The organism is Sulfitobacter sp. UBA1132, assembly GCF_002311545.1.
Taxonomy (GTDB): domain Bacteria; phylum Pseudomonadota; class Alphaproteobacteria; order Rhodobacterales; family Rhodobacteraceae; genus Sulfitobacter; species Sulfitobacter pontiacus.
Window position 1 is genome coordinate 145,392 of sequence record NZ_DCAN01000010.1, and the last position, 17,931, is coordinate 163,322.

Annotated in this window: 19 protein-coding genes; 1 reads left to right on the forward strand and 18 read right to left on the reverse strand. The window is 62.3% G+C overall.

Annotated features, from left to right (window positions below):
- Positions 1-53: 53 nt before the first annotated feature.
- The 10 genes from B4F27_RS07380 to phnG all read right to left on the reverse strand — a co-directional run bounded on the left by B4F27_RS07380 (position 54) and on the right by phnG (position 9,585).
- Positions 54-2,069: a M3 family metallopeptidase gene (locus B4F27_RS07380; RefSeq protein ID WP_286759292.1), complete on the reverse strand. Its 2,016-nt coding sequence runs from the start codon at positions 2,067-2,069 to the stop codon at positions 54-56.
- An 87-nt stretch (positions 2,070-2,156) separates the two neighbouring features.
- Positions 2,157-3,206 carry a HesA/MoeB/ThiF family protein gene (locus B4F27_RS07385; protein WP_286759293.1) on the reverse strand — a complete coding sequence of 350 codons (1,050 nt, stop codon included), beginning with the start codon at positions 3,204-3,206 and terminating at the stop codon, positions 2,157-2,159.
- A 182-nt stretch (positions 3,207-3,388) separates the two neighbouring features.
- Positions 3,389-4,531 (reverse strand): alpha-D-ribose 1-methylphosphonate 5-triphosphate diphosphatase, encoded by a 1,143-nt coding sequence (locus B4F27_RS07390; protein WP_286759294.1) that lies wholly within the window; start codon positions 4,529-4,531, stop codon positions 3,389-3,391.
- A complete protein-coding gene (gene phnN, locus B4F27_RS07395) occupies positions 4,528-5,103 on the reverse strand; it encodes a phosphonate metabolism protein/1,5-bisphosphokinase (PRPP-forming) PhnN (RefSeq protein ID WP_009825974.1) in 576 nt (191 codons plus the stop codon). Before phnN ends, B4F27_RS07390 begins: the two co-directional genes overlap by 4 nt.
- Positions 5,100-5,783 carry a phosphonate C-P lyase system protein PhnL gene (phnL, locus tag B4F27_RS07400; protein WP_286759295.1) on the reverse strand — a complete coding sequence of 228 codons (684 nt, stop codon included), beginning with the start codon at positions 5,781-5,783 and terminating at the stop codon, positions 5,100-5,102. The genes phnN and phnL overlap by 4 nt, the downstream gene beginning before the upstream one ends.
- A gap of 5 nt (positions 5,784-5,788) precedes the next feature.
- Positions 5,789-6,559 carry a phosphonate C-P lyase system protein PhnK gene (phnK, locus tag B4F27_RS07405; RefSeq protein ID WP_005851310.1) on the reverse strand — a complete coding sequence of 257 codons (771 nt, stop codon included), beginning with the start codon at positions 6,557-6,559 and terminating at the stop codon, positions 5,789-5,791.
- Positions 6,556-7,425 carry an alpha-D-ribose 1-methylphosphonate 5-phosphate C-P-lyase PhnJ gene (locus B4F27_RS07410; protein WP_009825972.1) on the reverse strand — a complete coding sequence of 290 codons (870 nt, stop codon included), beginning with the start codon at positions 7,423-7,425 and terminating at the stop codon, positions 6,556-6,558. Before B4F27_RS07410 ends, phnK begins: the two co-directional genes overlap by 4 nt.
- On the reverse strand, positions 7,422-8,570 hold the full coding sequence (locus tag B4F27_RS07415; RefSeq protein WP_286759296.1) for a carbon-phosphorus lyase complex subunit PhnI: 1,149 nt from the start codon (positions 8,568-8,570) through the stop codon (positions 7,422-7,424). Before B4F27_RS07415 ends, B4F27_RS07410 begins: the two co-directional genes overlap by 4 nt.
- Positions 8,570-9,130 (reverse strand): phosphonate C-P lyase system protein PhnH, encoded by a 561-nt coding sequence (gene phnH / locus B4F27_RS07420; RefSeq protein WP_286759297.1) that lies wholly within the window; start codon positions 9,128-9,130, stop codon positions 8,570-8,572. Before phnH ends, B4F27_RS07415 begins: the two co-directional genes overlap by 1 nt.
- Positions 9,130-9,585 (reverse strand): phosphonate C-P lyase system protein PhnG, encoded by a 456-nt coding sequence (phnG, locus tag B4F27_RS07425; RefSeq protein WP_168592813.1) that lies wholly within the window; start codon positions 9,583-9,585, stop codon positions 9,130-9,132. Before phnG ends, phnH begins: the two co-directional genes overlap by 1 nt.
- 102 nt (positions 9,586-9,687) lie before the next feature.
- Here phnG and phnF point away from each other — a divergent pair, with 102 nt between their 5' ends.
- Positions 9,688-10,401: a phosphonate metabolism transcriptional regulator PhnF gene (gene phnF / locus B4F27_RS07430; RefSeq protein WP_005851300.1), complete on the forward strand. Its 714-nt coding sequence runs from the start codon at positions 9,688-9,690 to the stop codon at positions 10,399-10,401.
- A gap of 12 nt (positions 10,402-10,413) precedes the next feature.
- Here the strand turns inward: phnF and B4F27_RS07435 are convergent, their stop codons facing one another.
- The 8 genes from B4F27_RS07435 to B4F27_RS07470 form a co-directional block, all read right to left on the reverse strand.
- Entirely contained in the window at positions 10,414-11,028 is a 615-nt protein-coding gene (locus tag B4F27_RS07435) for a chloramphenicol acetyltransferase (protein ID WP_286759299.1), read from the reverse strand.
- The gene (gene phnE / locus B4F27_RS07440) at positions 11,028-12,326 is read right to left on the reverse strand and encodes a phosphonate ABC transporter, permease protein PhnE (RefSeq protein WP_286759300.1); all 1,299 of its coding nucleotides are present in this window, start codon (positions 12,324-12,326) and stop codon (positions 11,028-11,030) included. Before phnE (B4F27_RS07440) ends, B4F27_RS07435 begins: the two co-directional genes overlap by 1 nt.
- A complete protein-coding gene (gene phnE, locus B4F27_RS07445) occupies positions 12,323-13,207 on the reverse strand; it encodes a phosphonate ABC transporter, permease protein PhnE (RefSeq protein WP_005851294.1) in 885 nt (294 codons plus the stop codon). The genes phnE (B4F27_RS07440) and phnE (B4F27_RS07445) overlap by 4 nt, the downstream gene beginning before the upstream one ends.
- A 71-nt stretch (positions 13,208-13,278) precedes the next feature.
- The gene (gene phnD, locus B4F27_RS07450; RefSeq protein WP_286759301.1) at positions 13,279-14,190 is read right to left on the reverse strand and encodes a phosphonate ABC transporter substrate-binding protein; all 912 of its coding nucleotides are present in this window, start codon (positions 14,188-14,190) and stop codon (positions 13,279-13,281) included.
- Between the two features lie 67 nt (positions 14,191-14,257).
- Positions 14,258-15,067 carry a phosphonate ABC transporter ATP-binding protein gene (gene phnC / locus B4F27_RS07455; protein WP_286759302.1) on the reverse strand — a complete coding sequence of 270 codons (810 nt, stop codon included), beginning with the start codon at positions 15,065-15,067 and terminating at the stop codon, positions 14,258-14,260.
- Between the two features lie 99 nt (positions 15,068-15,166).
- Positions 15,167-15,616, reverse strand: coding sequence for a dUTP diphosphatase (gene dut / locus B4F27_RS07460; RefSeq protein ID WP_037944894.1), 450 nt, complete (start codon positions 15,614-15,616; stop codon positions 15,167-15,169).
- Between the two features lie 64 nt (positions 15,617-15,680).
- A complete protein-coding gene (gene coaBC, locus B4F27_RS07465) occupies positions 15,681-16,874 on the reverse strand; it encodes a bifunctional phosphopantothenoylcysteine decarboxylase/phosphopantothenate--cysteine ligase CoaBC (RefSeq protein WP_286759303.1) in 1,194 nt (397 codons plus the stop codon).
- A 107-nt stretch (positions 16,875-16,981) separates the two neighbouring features.
- Positions 16,982-17,869: an RNA polymerase factor sigma-32 gene (locus B4F27_RS07470; RefSeq protein ID WP_414717691.1), complete on the reverse strand. Its 888-nt coding sequence runs from the start codon at positions 17,867-17,869 to the stop codon at positions 16,982-16,984.
- Positions 17,870-17,931: the final 62 nt, after the last annotated feature.

Here is a 17,931-nt window from a genome sequence, read left to right on the forward strand (position 1 = left end):
CCCCTTCATTTTGCCTCTTAAACTCTCGCCGAAGGCAGGCCGGCCGCGGGCGCTCAGCCCGCTGTCAGGCCGCGCCCCTTCAGCAAAGCCTCTACCCCCGGCAAGCGGCCACGGAACGCCTTGTACAGTTCCGCCGCGTCCTGACTCCCGCCGGTGGACAGGATGTGCTGCTCTAGCGCGGCGGCGCGATCGGGATCAAAGGCGCTACCGGCCTCTTCAAAGGCGGCGAAGGCGTCTGCGTCCATCACCTCGGACCACATGTAGCTGTAGTAGCCGCTGGAATAGCCGTCGCCGGAAAAGACATGGGCAAACTGCGGCGTGGCGTGGCGCATGGTGATTGCGGGTGGCATGCCCAGATCGGCCAGCACCTGCGCCTGTTTCTCCATCGGATCGGCGGGTGCCGCACCGTCGTGGAATTCGAGGTCGACCAGCGCAGAGGCGACATATTCGACCGTGGCGAACCCCATGTCGAAATTCGCGGCCCCCAGCACCTTTTCCAGCATCTCGGGCGGCATGGGGTCGCTTGTTTTGGCATGGGTGGCAAATTGGCTGAGCACGTCGGGCACTTCGAGCCAATGTTCGAACAGCTGGCTGGGCAGTTCGACAAAATCACGCGCGACCGATGTGCCGCTCACGGATTCGTAGGTCACATCCGACAGCATCTGGTGCAGCGCATGGCCAAATTCATGAAACAGCGTGCGTGCATCGTCATAGGACAGCAGCGCAGGCGCGGCTTTGGCAAAGTTGCACACGTTGATCACGATGGGCGACTGCACGTCGGGGAATTTCGCCTGAGACCGCATGGCGCTGCACCACGCGCCCGACCGTTTCGATCCGCGTGCAAAGTAGTCACCGATGAACACCGCCACATGTTCGCCGTTGCGGGTCACTTCCCACGCGCGACAATCGGGGTGATAGAGCGGCACGTCGAGGGGCTTGAATTCGAGAGCGAACAATCGCGTGGCGCAGTCGAAGGCCGCGTCGATCATCCGGTCCAGCTGGAAATACGGTTTCAACGCGGCTTCATCCAGATCATGCTCTGCCACGCGCCGTTTCTGCGCATAGTAGCGCCAGTCCCACGGGGCCAGATCGGCGTTCACGCCATCGTCATGCATCATACGGGTCAGCACCTCGGCGTCCGCCTGCGCTTGGCGTTTTGCCGGGGTCCAGACATCCATCAGCAGCTGGCGCACCGCTTTGGGTGTTTTCGCCATCTCTGTTTCCAGCTTGTAAGCCGCGAAATTGTCATAGCCCAGAAGCTTGGCCCGTTCCTCGCGCAGGGCGAGGATCTCGGCAGCGATGGCGCGGTTATCGGTATCGCCGCCATTGGCCCCACGGGACTGCCAAGCGAGAAACGCCTTTTCGCGCAGATCACGGCGCGGCGAGAATTGCAGGAACGGTGTGATCAAGGACCGCGAAAGAGTAATGACCGGCGCGCCTGCTTCTTTCTCCTCGCCCACCGCACGGGCGGCATCGATGACAAAGTCGGGCAGCCCTTCCAGATCGGATCCCTCCAACGGCATGAACCAGCTGCGTTCATCCGCCAGCAGGTTCTGGGTGAACTGTGTCCCCAACACCGCCAGCCGATTCTTGATCTCTTTCATCCGCGCATCATCCGCACCCTCCAGCGCCGCGCCTGCGCGCACAAAGCCGCGGTGGGTCAGCATCAGCACCCGTGCCTGTTCGGGCGTCAGATCGAAACTGTCGCGATTTTCCCAGACGGAGGCTACGCGCGCAAACAGTGCCTTGTTGCTTGAGATGTCAGAGAAATGCGCAGACAGCAGCGGCGAGAATTTGCGCTGCAGGTCTTCGCGCGTGGGGTTGCTGTCGGCCCCTGCGACGGTGAAGAACACGCCCAACACGCGGTCCAGCTGGCTGCCTGCTTCCTCGAGCGCCTCGATCGTGTTGGAAAACGTCGGATCGTATTCGCAGTCGGCGATGGCGTCGATCTCCATCCGGTGGGTCTGCAGGGCCTCGTCCAGCGCAGGGGCGAAATCATCGTCGGAAATCTTGTCGAAAGGGGCGATCTGAAACGGGGTGTCCCAATCCTGTAGCAAAGGGTTTGTCATGGCGGTCTCCTTTACGGATCAAGCTATGCACTGCGGCGGGGCAATACAATCGCAATACCCGCGCACCAAGCCGCCATATCGAGTCGTCTATTCGCCCGCGTTCCCGCAGATCGGACAGTCGTCCCGTTTGGAGACGCCGATCACGCGGTTCTCGCCGTAAAGCGCATCATACATCAGCATTTGACCACGCAGCGGCGCACCGGCACCGGTGATCAGCTTGATCGCCTCGGATGCCATCATCGCGCCGATCACGCCGGGCAAGGGGCCGATCACCCCGGCCTGCGCACAGCTGGGGGCAAGATGGGCCGCCGGGGCCTGCGGGAAAATGCACTGGTAGCATGGCGCGCCCTTGGAGGGGTCAAAGATGCTCAGCTGTCCTTCCCATTGCGACAGCGCCCCCGAGATCAGCGGCAAGCCGGCCGCGACACAGGTGCGGTTCACCAGATAGCGTGTGTCGAAATTATCCGTGCCGTCCAGCACCAGATCGTAGTCGGCGAAAAGCTCTGCCGCGATGTCTTCCGTCAGGCGGCGGTGATAGGGGCGCACGGTGACAAAAGGGTTCTGCGCCTCCATCTCGGCCTGCGCTGAAAACACCTTGGGCGTGCCGATGGCGCTGTCCTTGTGGATCACTTGCCGTTGCAGATTGGCATTCTCGACCACATCGTCATCGATCACACCAATCGTGCCGACACCGGCCGCCGTCAGGTATTGCAGCACCGGCGCGCCAAGCCCACCCGCACCAATGACCAGCACCCGCGCCTGCTTCAACGCCTTCTGCCCCGGTCCGCCGACCTCGCGCAGCACGATGTGGCGGGCATAGCGGTTCAGCTCTGTTTCCGAGAAAGTGCCAGTTTGCGCGGGGGGCGTCGGTGCGGCCACCGGTTCGGCGCGGGCGCGCAGGCGGTTCAACACCCAGCTATAGCCAAAGATCAGCAGAAGAAATCCCGTCAGCAGCAGCCACGGGGCTGCCGAGCCACCCGTCGCCACGCGCAAGGGGTGCGTTTCGGGCAGCAAGAGGTTCAACCCGATCACCAGACCAAACAGCATGCCCAACACCACGACGCGCCGTTCGCGCGGCTGGCCGAACGCAGCCCCCGCGCCCCAGATCAACGCGGCCAGTCCCAGCACCAACAGCATCAGACGCCTCCGCCTGTGACATGGGGATGTGGTTGCATGAATGATTGGCGCATAAGGCCCCCGCTTTGTTTCCGGGTGTTCAGACCCTAAAGCGGCAACCTAAGCATTTTTCCGCCGACACCAACCCCAAAGCTACGCCCTGCCCCCCCAGAGCGTCTCAAGCGTCGCGCCGCTGCATCAGGTCAAAAGACGCGCTGCCCTTCGACCCATGTCTCGCGCAGGATCGGCAAGGCATCGAGCCGCGCAAAACGGATCACATCGCCGCGTGCGCCGACCTTGATCGTGCCGCGGTCCGTCAGCCCCACGCTTTGTGCAGGCGCGTGGGTGACCGTCGCGAGCCCGCGCGCCAGATCCCCCCACAGATCCCCCAGTTGCAATGCCGCGATCAACAGGCCCGCGGGCACGTAGTCGGACGACAAGATATCCAGCCGGTCCGCCTTCGCCAGATCAAGGGCGGCGACATTGCCCGAATGCGACCCCCCGCGAATGACGTTGGGCGCGCCCATGATGGTCGCGATCCCATTGGCGTGACAGCTATGCGCCGCCTCGATCGTAGTGGGAAACTCGGCAAGCCGGACGCCGTAGCGGTGGCTCGTCTCGACCTGTTCTGCGGTGGTATCGTCGTGGCTGGCAAGCGCTGCGCCATATCGGGTGGCTGCCGCAACGGTCGCGGCCTCGTGGGTTTTGCCATATTGCTTTTGCACATCGTACAGTGTGTCCACATGACGCTGGAAGGCGGCGGCATCAAAGCTGTGTTTGCCGCGCACATACGCCTCGAATTTCGACAGATCGCGGAACTGACGCTGACCCGGCGTGTGGTCCATCATAGAGACGATGCCAACGCGATCCTCTGGGCCGAATTCGGCCAGCTCTTCGGCCAGCGTTTCCGAACAGATCTCGGCCCGCAGGTGGATGTGGTGGCTGATCCGCAGGGCTCCGGCGGCGCGCATCGTCAGAATAGTATCGACCATGCCGCGCGCATATCTCTGGTACTGGTGCTCGGCCGAGATCATGGACCCGACGCGGATCGCATCGAACACGGTGGTGATGCCGGTGCCCGCCAGTTCACGGTCATGGGCGAGGATGGCCGCGCGGTGCGGCCAGTCGACCTTGGGGCGCGGCGACATATGCCGTTCCAGATTATCGGTGTGCAATTCGACCAGACCGGGCGCGATGTAGTCGCCCTGCATGTCCTGCGCGCCTTTGGGCACGGCGCTGCCGAAATCGATGTCGGTGATTACCCCGTCTGCGATGCGGAGCGTTCCGGTCTCGACGCGATCCCGCAGGATCAGGCGGGCGTTGGCGAAAATTGTCTCTTGGGTCATGGCATCATCTTCTGATTGGACTGGCCAGCGTCGCAGGCTGTCTGGGAAAGGTGCTGGCGTATCGTGGCAATGGTCTGCGCCAAGGGGCCGCTGTTGTCGATCACCTGATGGGGAATACCGAGGGGCATGGCGAAATCCGCACGGGCCAGACGGCGCTCTATCTCGGCGGCATCCTCGCGGTTGCGCGCCGTCAGACGGGCGGCGAGGATGTCATGATCCGCCCGCAGCAAGATCACGCAAAACCGCGCAAAGAGAGCCTGCGCCTGTGGCAAGACGGCCCGTGACAGGTTCACCAGCACATCGCGCCCCTGCGCCACCTCTAGCGCGACGGACTGCGGGATGCCGTAGTGCCAGCCATGCGCATGCCAGCTGAGGATAAACGCACCGTCATCCTCTGCCTTCCTGAAGGCACGCTCCGACACGCCGTCGAACGCTTCTCCGCCAAGGGTTGCGGGCCGCGAGATCACGCGCCGCGCAAGGCAAAGCGACGGGTCCGCCGCGGCCAGCCCCTCCATCACGCTGTCTTTCCCCACACCAGAAGGCCCGACGACTGCAATGAAGCGCCCCGTCATGCGGCCATCCCCGGGGTGAACCGGGTCACGTCAAACTGCCGGTCGCAAATTTCGTCGCGCGCGGCGTGGTCGTGGAAAATCCCGATGATGGCAGCGCCACGCGCCTTCGCCTCGGCGATCATCTTTAGCACGGTGGCGCGGTTCACGGGATCAAGGCTGGCGGTCGGTTCATCCAGCAATAGCGCGGGATAGGGGTAGGCAAAACCGCGTGCGATATTGACGCGCTGCTGCTCGCCGCCCGAGAAGGTCGTGGGGCTCAGCTGCCACAGACGTTCGGGTATATTCAGTCTCTGCAACAGGGCTTTCGCCTGCGCTACGGCACTGGCGCGGTCAGATCCGGTGGCCATAAGCGGCTCTGCCACCACGTCCAGCGTCGATACCCGTGGCACAACCCGCAGGAACTGGCTGACATAGCCCAATGTGGTGCGGCGCAGCTGGATCACCTGCCTTGGTGCCGCGGTCACGATATCCAGATCGCCCACCATAATGCGCCCCGACTGGGTCAGGTAATTGCCGTAAATCATCCGCATCAGGGTCGATTTACCTGCGCCTGAGGTCCCGACCAAAGCGACACACTCCCCCTGTGCCACCGACAGCGACGCCCCCGCCATAACAGAGATTTCGGCAGCCCCCTGATTGTGCAACACAAAGGATTTCGACACGTTTTCAACAGTAATCATCGGGTTCATACCTGTAGGACAGAGGAAACAAGAAGCTGCGTATAGGCATGCTGCGGATCGTCGAGCACCTGATCGGTCAGCCCGCTTTCGATCACATGGCCGTCTTTCATGACCATCAGCCGGTCGGCCAGCAAACGCACCACAGCCAGATCATGGGTGACGATGATGGCGCTCAACCCCATCTCGCGCACGAGCCCCCGCAGCAGGTCCAGCAACCGCGCCTGCACGCTGACATCCAGACCGCCGGTGGGTTCATCCATGAACACCAACCGCGGGCCTGTCACCAGATTGCGCGCGATCTGCAAACGCTGTTGCATACCGCCAGAGAACGCCGTGGGCCGGTCATCAATCCGGTCGGCGCTGATCTCGACGCGGCCCAGCCAGTCGATCGCCTTGTCGCGGATGTCGCCGTAATGGCGCGCGTTCACGGCCATCAGCCGCTCGCCCACATTGCCGCCTGCGCTGACATTCATGCGCAGCCCGTCGCGGGCGTGCTGATGCACAAAGGCCCAGTCGGTGCGCGACAACATGCGGCGTTCAGGCTCGCTCATCGTAACCGTATCGCGCAAGCCCTCGGCGCGGGTGTCGAAACGGACGGCCCCGGCGTCGGGCTGCAAATGCCCTGCCAAACAGTTCAGAAGCGTCGACTTGCCCGAGCCGCTTTCCCCGACGATGCCCATCACCTCGCCCGGATAAAGATCAAACGACACGTCGGTGCAGCCGATCCGTGCGCCGTACATCTTGGCGATGCCTTCCACTTGCAACAAAGGGGTCATGCCGCGTCCTCCGCCAAGGGGGTGCCCTGCGCCCCCAGATGCCCCGCCGCACGCCGCGCGCCGCAGTAATCCGTATCCGAACACATGAACATCCGCCCGCCGGCGTCATCCATGATCAGCTCGTCCAGATAGCTGTCCGTCGCGCCGCATAGGTCACAGGCATGATCCGCCTTGGTCGGCTCGAACGGGTAATCGTCGAAGTCCAGACTGACCACCTGCGTATAGGGCGGCACCGCATAGATGCGCTGTTCGCGGCCTGCGCCGAACAGTTGGATACCCGCCATCTCGAGCTTGGGGTTATCGAACTTGGGGATCGGGGACGGGTCCATGACATAGCGCCCCTCGACCTTCACCGGATAGGCATAGGCCGTGGCAATCGCGCCGTGCTGGCTGATGTCTTCGTAAAGTTTCACGTGCATCAATCCGTATTCCTCAAGGCTGTGCATCTTGCGTGTCTCGACCTCTGACGGTTCAAGAAACCGCAGGGGTTCGGGGATCGGCACCTGATAGACAAGGATTTGGTCTTCGCGCAGGGGTGTTTCGGGGATGCGGTGACGGGTCTGGATAACGCTGGCCTCTGTGGTGGCCTCGGTCACGGCGACACCCGCCGTTTTCTCGAAAAACCGCCTGATAGAGACTGCATTGGTCGTATCATCGGCCCCCTGATCGATCACCTTGAACCGGTCCTCGGGCGTCAGTACTGCTGCCGAAACCTGCACACCGCCCGTGCCCCAGCCATAAGGCATCGGCATCTCGCGGCTGGCAAAAGGCACCTGATACCCCGGTATCGCCAATCCTTTTAGGATCGCGCGGCGGATCATGCGTTTGGTCTGCTCGTCCAGATAGGCGAAGTTATAGTCGCTCATGACGCCACCCCTTCCTTCATTTTGCCCTTTAAACTCCCCCCGGAGGGGCCCTCCCCCTCGGCCTGTCCCGCGGCCTGCTCTGATGCCTGTGCCTCGCGGCGCAGTTTGCGGATCAGCTCCAGTTCGGATTGGAAGTCGACGTAGTGAGGCAGTTTGATATGCTCCAGAAACCCCGTCGCCTGGATGTTGTCGGCGTGATACAGCACGAATTCCTCGTCCTGCGCGGGGGCACCTAGGTTATCCTCGCCCAGTTCTTTCCAGCGCAACGCGCGGTCGACCAGCGCCATAGAGATCGCCTTGCGCTCCGTCATCCCGAAGACCAGCCCGTAGCCGCGCGTGAATTGCGGCGGTTCGGTTTTCGAGCCTTTGAACTGGTTGACGGTTTCGCATTCGGTCAGGGTGATCTCGCCGATGTCGATGGCAAAGCCGAGCTCGGGGATCTCCATCTCGACCGCGACCGCACCGATGCGCAGCTCTGCCACAAAGGCGTGGTTGCGCGCATAGCCCCGTTGGGTGGAATAGGCCATGCCAAGGATAAACCCCTCATCCCCCCGTGTTAGAGCCTGCAAACGCAGGGCACGGCTCGCCGGAAGCTCCAGCGGGCTGCGGGTCAGATCGTCCGGTGTGTCCGCCCCTGCGGGTTCCGACTGGATCAGATCCTCGCGATCAAGGAACCCCATGATATGCGGCGTTTCGCCTGCATTAGGCTCTGTTTGCAGCATCTCGCCAAACTCGCCATCGGCGGCGAGTTTGAAGTCCAGCAGACGGTGGGTGTAGTCAAATGTCGGCCCCAGCACTTGCCCACCGGGTGCATCCTTGAACGTTGCAGACACGCGGCGGTCGCAGGCCATGGTGGCCGTATCCACTGGGTTAGAGCCGCCAAAACGCGGCAGCGTGGTACGGTAGGCGCGGATCAGAAAGATCGCCTCTATCAGATCACCGCGCGATTGTTTGATCGCCAGCGCGGCAAGGTCGGGATCATACAGCGACCCTTCCGCCATCACCCGATTAACGGCGAGCGTCATCTGCTCGCGAATCTGGTCTACCCCCAGTTCCGCCACATCACGGTCCCCGCGCCGTTCCTCGGCCAGCCAAGCATGGGCGTTGTCGATGGCGCGTTCGCCCCCTTTGACAGCAACATACATCAGCGAACCCTCGTCGTGCGCGGCAGCGCGGCAAGCCGGTTTGCGCAGGTGAAAATGAAATCCAGCCCCAGCGGGAACAGCGCGGCATTTCGTTGGAACGCGGCAGTATCCGGCAGCGACAGGCTGGCGGTATCCTTGATGCCCGGCCCGCTTAGGGTCGCACCCAGAGACGTGAGGTCTGGCATCTCGACAACCACCGTCGCCGAGCGGTCGGGATATTCGGCGGTGCCGATGGCAAATTCGCAGAGCGGGAGCTCCTCCCACCCCCCGACGGCAAACATCGCCTGTGCGGGCGGCACAAAGGGCGCACCGGTCTGAAAGGTGATCCAATCGCGCACATCCTGAGTGTCACAAGCGGTGCCGAGATAGATTGGCGTATCGGGATCACACAGCGTCAGGATTGCGGTGCCCGCCGCCGCGCCAAGCGGGGCGGGCGGTGTGGCCCCAGAGACGTCACAGATCGTCCCCGGGCGCGCCATCGCGGTCATCAGCCCGCGAAAGGCGCGGGCGGCGTCGATCGGGGCGTCGGTAAAGCCGCCCTCCAAAGCATGGGCCTGCATCAGTCTTCCCCTCGTACCATTGTAAAGAAATCCACCTTGGTCGCCGCCGCCTTGGCCGCGCGGGTGGCCTTGGCCGTGTCACGCCCCTTGCGCAGGGGCGCGAGGATCGCGGCCTCTACCTGCGCCGCCGCGTCGGTTTGCATCAGCGCGTCAATCAGCGCCGTCTGCAGCGCGTGGTCCTTGCTGCGGCCCTGCACATAGCCGTGACCCACTGTACCGCAGTCCAGTTTGACTGACGCACGGGTGACGGACATTTCGCCAAGGTTGAACGCGGCACCGACGGCCCCTGCCCGACCGCGCACCATTACGCCGCCGATTTCCGGCGCGCGCAGAATGCTGTGATCGGGGTGGGTGCCATAGGCGGCCCAAAGGCGCGCGACCTCGGCGGCGGGGGATTTGGCAAGCAGACCCAACCATGCCTTACGCGGCGCATGAGGGTCGATTTCTGAGTTCATCATATTCATCTAGACACCTTTTCGAGTTGTCTATACAACTAGACAAATACTACCTGTGGCACCGATCAGCGCCAAGCCCTCCTTTTGCGAAATATTTGTGACATGCCCCAACGCACCCCGATCTGGACCGCCATCGCCCATAGCCTGCGCAGCGACATCGCGGCGGGTGTCTATGGCCCCGACGACAAGCTGCCGACCGAAAGCGCGCTGGCGGCGCGGTTCGGGGTGAACCGGCATACGGTGCGGCACGCGATCAAAGCGCTGGCGGGCGAAGGGCTGGTGTTGCCGCGGCGCGGTGCGGGGGTGTTCGTGACCTCGACCCCCACCGATTACCCCATCGGCCGCCGCGTGCGGTTTCACCAGAACCTGTCGGCGCAGGGGCGGATGCCAAGCAAAGAGTTCCTGACGTTGGAAACCCGCACCGCGCGCCCCGAAGAAAGCGACGCACTTGCGCTGGCGCAGAACGCACAGGTGCAGGTCTGCGAGGGGCTGTCCTTTGCCGACGGTCAGGTAATCGCGCTGTTTCGCAGCGTCTTCTCTGCCGCGCGCTTCCCCGACATGCTGGCGCATCTTGAACAGGCGCAATCGGTGACGGCGGCGCTGCGGCTCGGGGGCGTGACGGATTATACCCGCGCATCAACCCGCATCAACGCCAAGCTCGCCAGCGCCACCCAGGCGCTGCATCTGCGCGTGGCCGAGGGCGCGCCGATCTTGCGCACGATCAACCTGAATGTGGATGATCAGGGGCAACCCCTGGAATACGGGCGCACGTGGTTTGCGGGGGACAAGGTGACCCTGACACTGGCAGATACCTGAAATCGCGTGGCGTTATTCGTAGCGCTCCAGAAACGCCTCGGCTGACAGCGTGCGGAAATTATCCAGCGCGCGGTGCAAGGCGTCATGGGGCCAGTCCCACCATGCCAACGCCATCATCCGGTCAGCGATGCCCGCGCTGAACCGCGCCCGCAGCGGCACCGCTGGAATACCCGCGACGATCATATAGGGGGCGACATCCTTGGTCACGATGGCCCCACCCGCGACAACCGCGCCGTGGCCGATCGTTACCTCTGGCCGCACCTGTGCGCCATTGCCAAGCCATGTGTCATGGCCAAGGGTAACGCGCCGGCTGCGACGGTGAGCGAACCAAGCGTCATCGTCAGCCGCGCCGTCAAAGTAGTCGCCCGCGCGGTAGTGAAAGTGGTGCAGGCTGGCTTTTTCCATCGGGTGGTCTGTGGCCCCGATCCGCACATAGGCCGCGATGTTCGAGAATTTACCCACGGTGGTGTTGGCAATGTCGGCGTAGCGGTCGCAATAGCTGTAATCGCCAAGCTGGCTGTGGGCGATCCGCGACCCGCGCCCGACCTCTGTATAGGCTCCGAATGTAGCATCTTTGATCTCGCAGTCGGGGTGGATGAAGGGGCTGTCGGCAGTCAGGCGCGGCATCAGTGACCGCCCTCGTCACCGTTGATCAGCTTGCGGCGCAACCAGCCCGAGAAACTGTCCATCGCCATGACCATGAGCACGATCAGCACGATATAATAGGTCACCTCTTCCCAGTCCTTCTGGGTGGCTATCGCCTGCGTCAGCAGCAGACCGATGCCGCCGCCGGTGATCGCCCCGATGATCGTTGCAGAGCGGGTGTTGGATTCAAGGAAATAGAGGATCTGGCTGAGCAACACGGGCACGATTTGCGGGATCACCCCAAAACGGTAGCGTTGCAGCGGCTTGGCCCCGGTAGAGGCGATGCCTTCGATCTGTTTGCCGTCCACATTCTCCAGCGCTTCCGAGAACATCTTGCCGAAAGACCCCGTATCGGTCAGCAGGATCGCCAACGCACCGGTCAGCGGCCCCGGCCCAAAGGCCCGTGACAAGACGATGGTCCAGATCAGCCCGTCGACACCGCGCAGGAAATCGAACATCCGCCGCGCAGCAAAGCGCAAGGACCGCAGCGGGGTAAAGTTCTTGGCCGCAAGAAACCCCAGCGGCAGGGCAATGATCGCCGCCCCGAATGTGCCCAGAAAGGCCATCAACAAAGTCTCGTAGAGCGCCCAGACCACGTCACCGTGCCGCCACATGCGGTTGGTCCAGAAGTCATGAAAGATCGCACCTGCTTCACCGCTGAACGCACGGCCCATCAGCGCAACGGGGCCAACCCCGTGATAGGGGCTGTCGAGCGTGAAGAAGAACAGCTCCCACCCGTAGTCGTATTTGAACACCTCGGTCCGGTTGCGGGTGATCGTCAGCCGCCCTGCCTCGGTGTTGATCATCACGCGGTTCTTGGACGCGCTGATATAGTCGGGCACATCGCCGGGCGGGAATGTCGCCTGAACGCCGCGCTGCCCCGGCTCGGCCACGATCGTGCCATAGCCCGGGATGTTATAGCTGACCTGCGGGCCAAAGGTCACGATATGCCCGCCCCCCAGATCCGCGACAGGGCGATCCCCCAACGTGACCCAATCGGGGGCCGTGCCGGCTTCATATGCGCCCTTACGCTCGCCTTCGATCGCGACGGAAAACGCGCCGTCGCGGTTGTCCTGCGTGACATGGGTCTTGTAGCTATATGCATCGGCCACCAGCGTGCGGGCATTGCCTACGTTGATCCGATCCCCCAGCCCCGGAATATCGAAGGCAAAGAAGATATAGACGAAATAGGCCAGAACGATCACGGGCAGCGCCAGCGCAGCCATCCGCTTGCGCGAGAAATGGACCATCGTCTGGGTGTGAAGGGCGGTCGCGGTCATAGGGTCACCTTTGCGCTCGGCAGGCCGTGGGTCAGACGGTTACGGAAAACAGAAGAAAGCTGGTCGACGATCACAATCGTCAGGAACAGCAGCAGGAAGATGGCAGCGGCCTCGTCGAATTTGCCCTGCCCCCAGCTCATGGTGTTGCGCAGGTCATAGCCGATGCCCCCCGCCCCGACGAAGCCAAGGATCGCAGAGGCGCGGATGTTGATCTCGAACCGCAGGAGCGCATAGCTGATGTAGTTCGGGGCCACCTGCGGGATCACGCCAAGCCACATGCGCTGGCTCCACCCCGCCCCGACAGAGGCAAGCCCCTCTACCGGTTTGAGCGATGCGTTTTCATTCACCTCCGAGAACAATTTGCCCAAGGCACCGATGGTATGCAGCGCGATGGCGATCATCGCAGGCACCGGCCCGCCCCCCAGCAGAAAGATCAGCACCAGCGCGATGACAATCTCGGGTATGGCGCGCAGCAGATCCAAAACGCGGCGCAAGGGGCCCACGAGCCACGGCACCGGAGCCAACCCGCGCGTGACCATCAGCGACAAGAACAGTCCGACCATCGCCCCCAGCAGGGTCGAGGCGGCGGCGATATTCACCGTCTCTATCAGCGAGGGCAGGTATTTCGCCATATAGCCGGGCAGCAGGTGCCCGCGTTCTATCGCTTCGCCGATCACATCCGCGGGGAAATCCAGAATATTCGGCAAGCCGTCCCAGAACCCGCCCGCATTGCGGTTGCCTGCGGTGTTAAATCCACCCACCAGCAGCGCTACGAAAAGGATCAGCAGCACCAGATTCATCCAGCGTTTTGATCGGGCCAGTGCCAGATAGTTTTCCTGAATCCCTGCCAGATCAGGGTCGGTTTGCGATGTCGCGGTCATGGGAAGCCCTTACGTAAAAATGCTGGCCCCGATGCGGATCGGAGCCAGCGACAGTGCTTAAATCACTTGGATCAATTCGATTTTGCCTTGCGGGCTTCGATGATCGACACATAGGCGTCATGGGTGATCGGATCGAACCCAAGGCTTTCGCCCGCCGCCACGCCATAGGCGCACTCGGGGTCGTTCTCGTACAGGTTGTCGACCAGCGCGGTCATCTTGTCTTTGACGTCCTGAGGCAGGCTGGTGCGCAGCACGACGGGGCCTTCAGGGATCGGCTTGGAACGCCAGATTTCCACCAGATCGTTCATATCGACCAGGCCTGCGTCCACGGCCTTGCGCAGCGCGCCGGAGTTGTAGCCGTCTTCCCAGTTGCCCTGACCATCAGCCCAGGTCACGCCTGCATCGATGTCGCCATTGTTGACCGCAACGATGGTCTGCTCGTGACCGCCGGTGAACTTGACTTCGCCAAAATATGCGCCGGAGTCCATGGTGATCTCTTCGCCCATCTGGGGGATCTCGATCGACGGGATCAGATAGCCCGAGGTGGAGTTCGGGTCACCGAAACCAAAGACCTTGCCCTTGACGTCTTCAAGCTTGGTGATGCCGCTGTCGGCGCGGGCGAACCCGATGGAGTGGTAGCCATAGGACCCGTCCACGTTGATTTTCACTAGCACAGGCTCGACCGCTTCAGCGTCTTGCAGATACACTGCGGCATAGGCCGAAGCACCCAACCATGCCATATCCAGCGTGCCGCCCAGCAGACCCTGGATAACGCCGTTATAATCGGCAGGGGCGAACAGTTTGGTCGGGACGCCCAAGGCATCCTCGGTCATGGCGCGCATACATTCGTTCGAATTCATCCGGTCCTGCGCGTTCTCGCCACCCAGAATACCGATGCGGAATTCGGAAATGGCTTCGGTTTGGGCCACAGCACCCGTCGCAAGGGCGGTCGTCGCGAAAGCAGCAGCAAGTAGTTTGTTCATCGGTCGTCTCTCTTTTTGCAGATAGGCCCCCGAGGATCGGAGGCTGGGGATGAAAAGATAATTGGGGTTATTGCGCCGCCACCGTTTCGGGACGGGCGGGCAGCGTTTCGATCTGGGTCGATGTCGTCGCTTCGGAAAAGCTGGCATCCGCCCCGTAAATGTCGCGCGCCACACCGGTGGTCAGCTGCGCGGGCGTGCCGTCAAACACGATGCGCCCCTGCCGCATGCCGATCACGCGGTCGCAATAGCGACGCGCGGTGTCCAGCGTGTGCAGGTTCGCGATCACCATGCGCCCGTCCTGTTCGTGGATATCCCGCAGCGCCTGCATCACCAGCTGCGCGTTCATCGGATCAAGCGAGGCAATGGGTTCATCGGCCAGAATAATCGTGGGGTCCTGCATCAGCGCGCGCGCGATGGCGACACGTTGCTGCTGCCCGCCCGACAGGGCCTCGGCGCGTTTGGGAGCGTGCTCGGCAATGCCCAGACGGTCCAGAATATCGATGGCGCGGATGATGTCGTTCTCGGGGTAGAGGTTGAACATCGTCGCCAATGTCGATCGGCGGTTCAACGTGCCGTGCAGCACGTTCGACACCACATCCAGACGCGGCACCAGATTGAACTGCTGAAAGATCATCGCGCAATGGGATTGCCAGTCGCGCTTCTCGGCCCCGCGCAGCTTGGTGATGTCGCGCCCGTTGACCAGAATCTCGCCCGAACTGGCAGGGGTTAGGCAATTCATCATCCGCAGCAGCGTCGACTTACCGGCACCGGAACTGCCGATGATGCCAATCATCATCGGGCGGTCGACGGAAAAGCTCGCTGCGTGAACGGCTGTATTCGCGCCAAATGTTTTTGTGACGGCTTGAAGCTGAAGCATTCGGTTCCCCTTTTTTCGGGGAACCTAGGGCGGCATTAATTCACATTCGTTTCAGCTTTATGAAAGTTTCACGACAGCGGAACCTTTCACGATCCCAGTCTATTTCAGGCCGGTAGAGCCAAATCCACCGTCCCCGCGCGTGGTATCGGACAAGGCATCGACCTCGACACAGACGTATTGTTGAACCTGCGCAATAACAGCCTGCGCGATCCTATCCCCGTGCCGGATAACGAAAGGCGCATCCCCTACATAGTACAGCCCGACCATCACCACGCCGCGGTAATCCTCATCCACCGTGCCGGGCGCATTGGGAATCAGAAACCCGTGCTTCAACGCCAGGCCCGACCGTGGCCGGATCTGCATCTCCGTCCCGCGCGGCAGCTCGACCGAGAACCCGATAGAGATCAGACTGATCTGCCCTTTTACAAATTCCATCGGCCCGTCTGGCAGAAAGGCCCGCAAATCCATGCCCGCCGCCCCGGCAGTGGCATAGGACGGCAGCGGCAGATCATCATTGCCGCTGACCCGTTTGAATTTGATCTCGCTCATCATCCGCTCCACCGCACGCGCGCTTTCCAAATGGTTCTAAATCCTCGCCGAAGGCAAGAAAACTCTAGCACAACGCTTCCGCAATGCGTGCGGCCAACTGCTGTGCCACCTGATTCTTGCCCATGCGCGGCCAGCTTTCGGCACCCGCATCCGTGATCAGGGTCACAGCATTTTCCGCCCCGCCCATAATGCCTGTCGCGGGTGAGACATCATTCGCAACGATCCAGTCGCAGCCTTTGCGCAGCCGTTTCGCCGTGGCGTTTTCGACGACGTCATTCGTCTCGGCAGCAAAGCCCACAACCAGCTTGGGCCGCCGCGCCCCCGCCGCGCTGACGGTTTTCAGAATATCGGGATTTTCCGCAAAGCTCAGTACCGGCAGCCCGTCTTTCGATTTCTTGAGCTTTCGATCACTGGCACTGGCCATGCGCCAGTCCGCCACCGCCGCGGCAAATACGCCTGCGTCGACGGGCAAGGCGGCCTCTACCGCCTCCTGCATCTGCTGCGCCGTTTGCACGCGGATCACCTCTACCCCGTCGGGCGGGGGCACGTCGGCAGGGCCAGTGACAAAGATCACCTGAGCCCCCAACGCCGCCAGCGCGCGCGCGATCGCGGTGCCCTGCGCGCCCGAGGACCGGTTCGCGATATAGCGGACAGGGTCAATCGGCTCATGCGTCGGGCCGGAGGTCACCAGAATACGCCGCCCCTTTAGCGGACCATCGGCCAGCTGCGCCTCGACCGCGGCGACGATCTCAAGCGGTTCAGACATGCGTCCGGGGCCGAATTCCCCGCAGGCCATATCACCATCATTCGGGCCGACCACATGGATGCCATCACCGCGCAGGGTCGCAAGGTTGCGCTGCGTCGCGGGGTGGTCCCACATGCGCACGTTCATCGCCGGCGCAATCAGCACCGGCGTATCTGTCGCCAACAATAGGGTAGAGGCCAGATCATTCGCCACACCGCTCGCCATCTTGGCCATCAGATCCGCCGTGGCAGGGGCCACCACAACCAGATCCGCGACACGGCTTAGCTGGATATGTCCCATCTCGGCCTCGTCGCCCAGATCGAACAAGTCGCGATACAGCTTCTGCCCCGCCAACGCTGAAACGGACAAAGGCGTCACAAATTCTTCGCCCGCGCGGGTCAGCACGGGCGTCACAGTGGCCCCGCGGTCGCGCAGGCGACGGATCAGATCAAGGGATTTGAAAGCGGCAATGCCGCCCCCGATTATCAGCAGAATATGTTTGCCAGCCAGCATGATCGCCCCCGTCGTCGGTGTTCGTCCCGACCATAGGGGGGCGGTTCATTTTCCGCCAGCCTGTTCCTGCGGCAGTGCGCGCAGACCGCGGGATCATATCTGGGGGATCACATCAGGAAGTGGCGCACTTCGGAGGATTGTGTCTCAAGCGTTTTGCGCATCTTGCCAAAGGCCGCGGCCTCCAGCTGGCGCACGCGTTCTTTCGACAGGCTCAGCTCGGCACCCAGACTTTCAAGCGTCCGCGGCTGGTCGCGCAGCTTGCGTTCGCGCACAATGAATTGTTCGCGTTCGTTCAGGGCCTGCATCGCCGACAAGAGCCAGCTGCGCAATGTCAGCGTGTCGTGGCTTTCCTCGACACGTTCGGCGGCCTGCGCGCTGTCATCCACCAGCGCGTCGATCCACTCGCGGCCCTCGTCCTCTGCGGATTGCGTCGCGTTCAACGAGAAGTCAGAGCCGGACAAACGCCCCTCCATCATCTCGACGTCATGCATCGGCACGCCAATCTCGGTAGAGATCATCTGACGCAACTGATGCTTGTCCAACGTTTTGCCCGCGGCCTGAGCCTCGCGCTCAAGCCGTGCCTGTACGCGGCGCATGTTGAAGAACAGCGATTTCTGAGAGGACGTAGAGCCGGTGCGCACCATCGACCAGTTGCGCATGACGTGGTCCTGAATGCTCGCCTTGATCCACCAGACGGCATAGGTAGAAAAGCGCACCCCGCGGTCGGGGTCGAACTTGTCGGCAGCTTTCATAAGACCCAATCCGGCCTCTTGGATCAGATCATTCATCGACGCGCCATAGCGCTTGAATTTACCCGCCATCGAGATAGCTAGACGCATGTAGGCTGTGATCAGCCGGTGCAGCGCTTCCTCGTCGCGTTCGTCCCGCCAGGCATAGGCAAGCTTCAGTTCTGTCTCCGCATCTAAAAGCTCTGCCTTCATTGCGGTGCGGGTCAAAGAAAATTCACGTGATTGCGCCAGCGTCATGATGTCCATCCCTACTATTGAGGCACATCTGTCTGCGCCTTTTCATCTAAACGCGGAAAACCGCCAGTTGG

Bases quoted from the DNA above. Each gene is read 5' to 3' on its own strand.
- B4F27_RS07380 (WP_286759292.1), bottom strand. From the start codon at position 2,069: ATGACAAACCCTTTGCTACAGGATTGGGACACCCCGTTTCAGATCGCC.
- B4F27_RS07385 (WP_286759293.1), bottom strand. From the start codon at position 3,206: ATGCTGTTGGTGCTGGGACTGGCCGCGTTGATCTGGGGCGCGGGGGCT.
- B4F27_RS07390 (WP_286759294.1), bottom strand. From the start codon at position 4,531: ATGACCCAAGAGACAATTTTCGCCAACGCCCGCCTGATCCTGCGGGAT.
- phnN (WP_009825974.1), bottom strand. From the start codon at position 5,103: ATGACGGGGCGCTTCATTGCAGTCGTCGGGCCTTCTGGTGTGGGGAAA.
- phnL (WP_286759295.1), bottom strand. From the start codon at position 5,783: ATGATTACTGTTGAAAACGTGTCGAAATCCTTTGTGTTGCACAATCAG.
- phnK (WP_005851310.1), bottom strand. From the start codon at position 6,559: ATGACCCCTTTGTTGCAAGTGGAAGGCATCGCCAAGATGTACGGCGCA.
- B4F27_RS07410 (WP_009825972.1), bottom strand. From the start codon at position 7,425: ATGAGCGACTATAACTTCGCCTATCTGGACGAGCAGACCAAACGCATG.
- B4F27_RS07415 (WP_286759296.1), bottom strand. From the start codon at position 8,570: ATGTATGTTGCTGTCAAAGGGGGCGAACGCGCCATCGACAACGCCCAT.
- phnH (WP_286759297.1), bottom strand. From the start codon at position 9,130: ATGCAGGCCCATGCTTTGGAGGGCGGCTTTACCGACGCCCCGATCGAC.
- phnG (WP_168592813.1), bottom strand. From the start codon at position 9,585: ATGAACTCAGAAATCGACCCTCATGCGCCGCGTAAGGCATGGTTGGGT.
- phnF (WP_005851300.1), top strand. From the start codon at position 9,688: ATGCCCCAACGCACCCCGATCTGGACCGCCATCGCCCATAGCCTGCGC.
- B4F27_RS07435 (WP_286759299.1), bottom strand. From the start codon at position 11,028: ATGCCGCGCCTGACTGCCGACAGCCCCTTCATCCACCCCGACTGCGAG.
- phnE (WP_286759300.1), bottom strand. From the start codon at position 12,326: ATGACCGCGACCGCCCTTCACACCCAGACGATGGTCCATTTCTCGCGC.
- phnE (WP_005851294.1), bottom strand. From the start codon at position 13,207: ATGACCGCGACATCGCAAACCGACCCTGATCTGGCAGGGATTCAGGAA.
- phnD (WP_286759301.1), bottom strand. From the start codon at position 14,190: ATGAACAAACTACTTGCTGCTGCTTTCGCGACGACCGCCCTTGCGACG.
- phnC (WP_286759302.1), bottom strand. From the start codon at position 15,067: ATGCTTCAGCTTCAAGCCGTCACAAAAACATTTGGCGCGAATACAGCC.
- dut (WP_037944894.1), bottom strand. From the start codon at position 15,616: ATGAGCGAGATCAAATTCAAACGGGTCAGCGGCAATGATGATCTGCCG.
- coaBC (WP_286759303.1), bottom strand. From the start codon at position 16,874: ATGCTGGCTGGCAAACATATTCTGCTGATAATCGGGGGCGGCATTGCC.
- B4F27_RS07470 (WP_414717691.1), bottom strand. From the start codon at position 17,869: ATGGACATCATGACGCTGGCGCAATCACGTGAATTTTCTTTGACCCGC.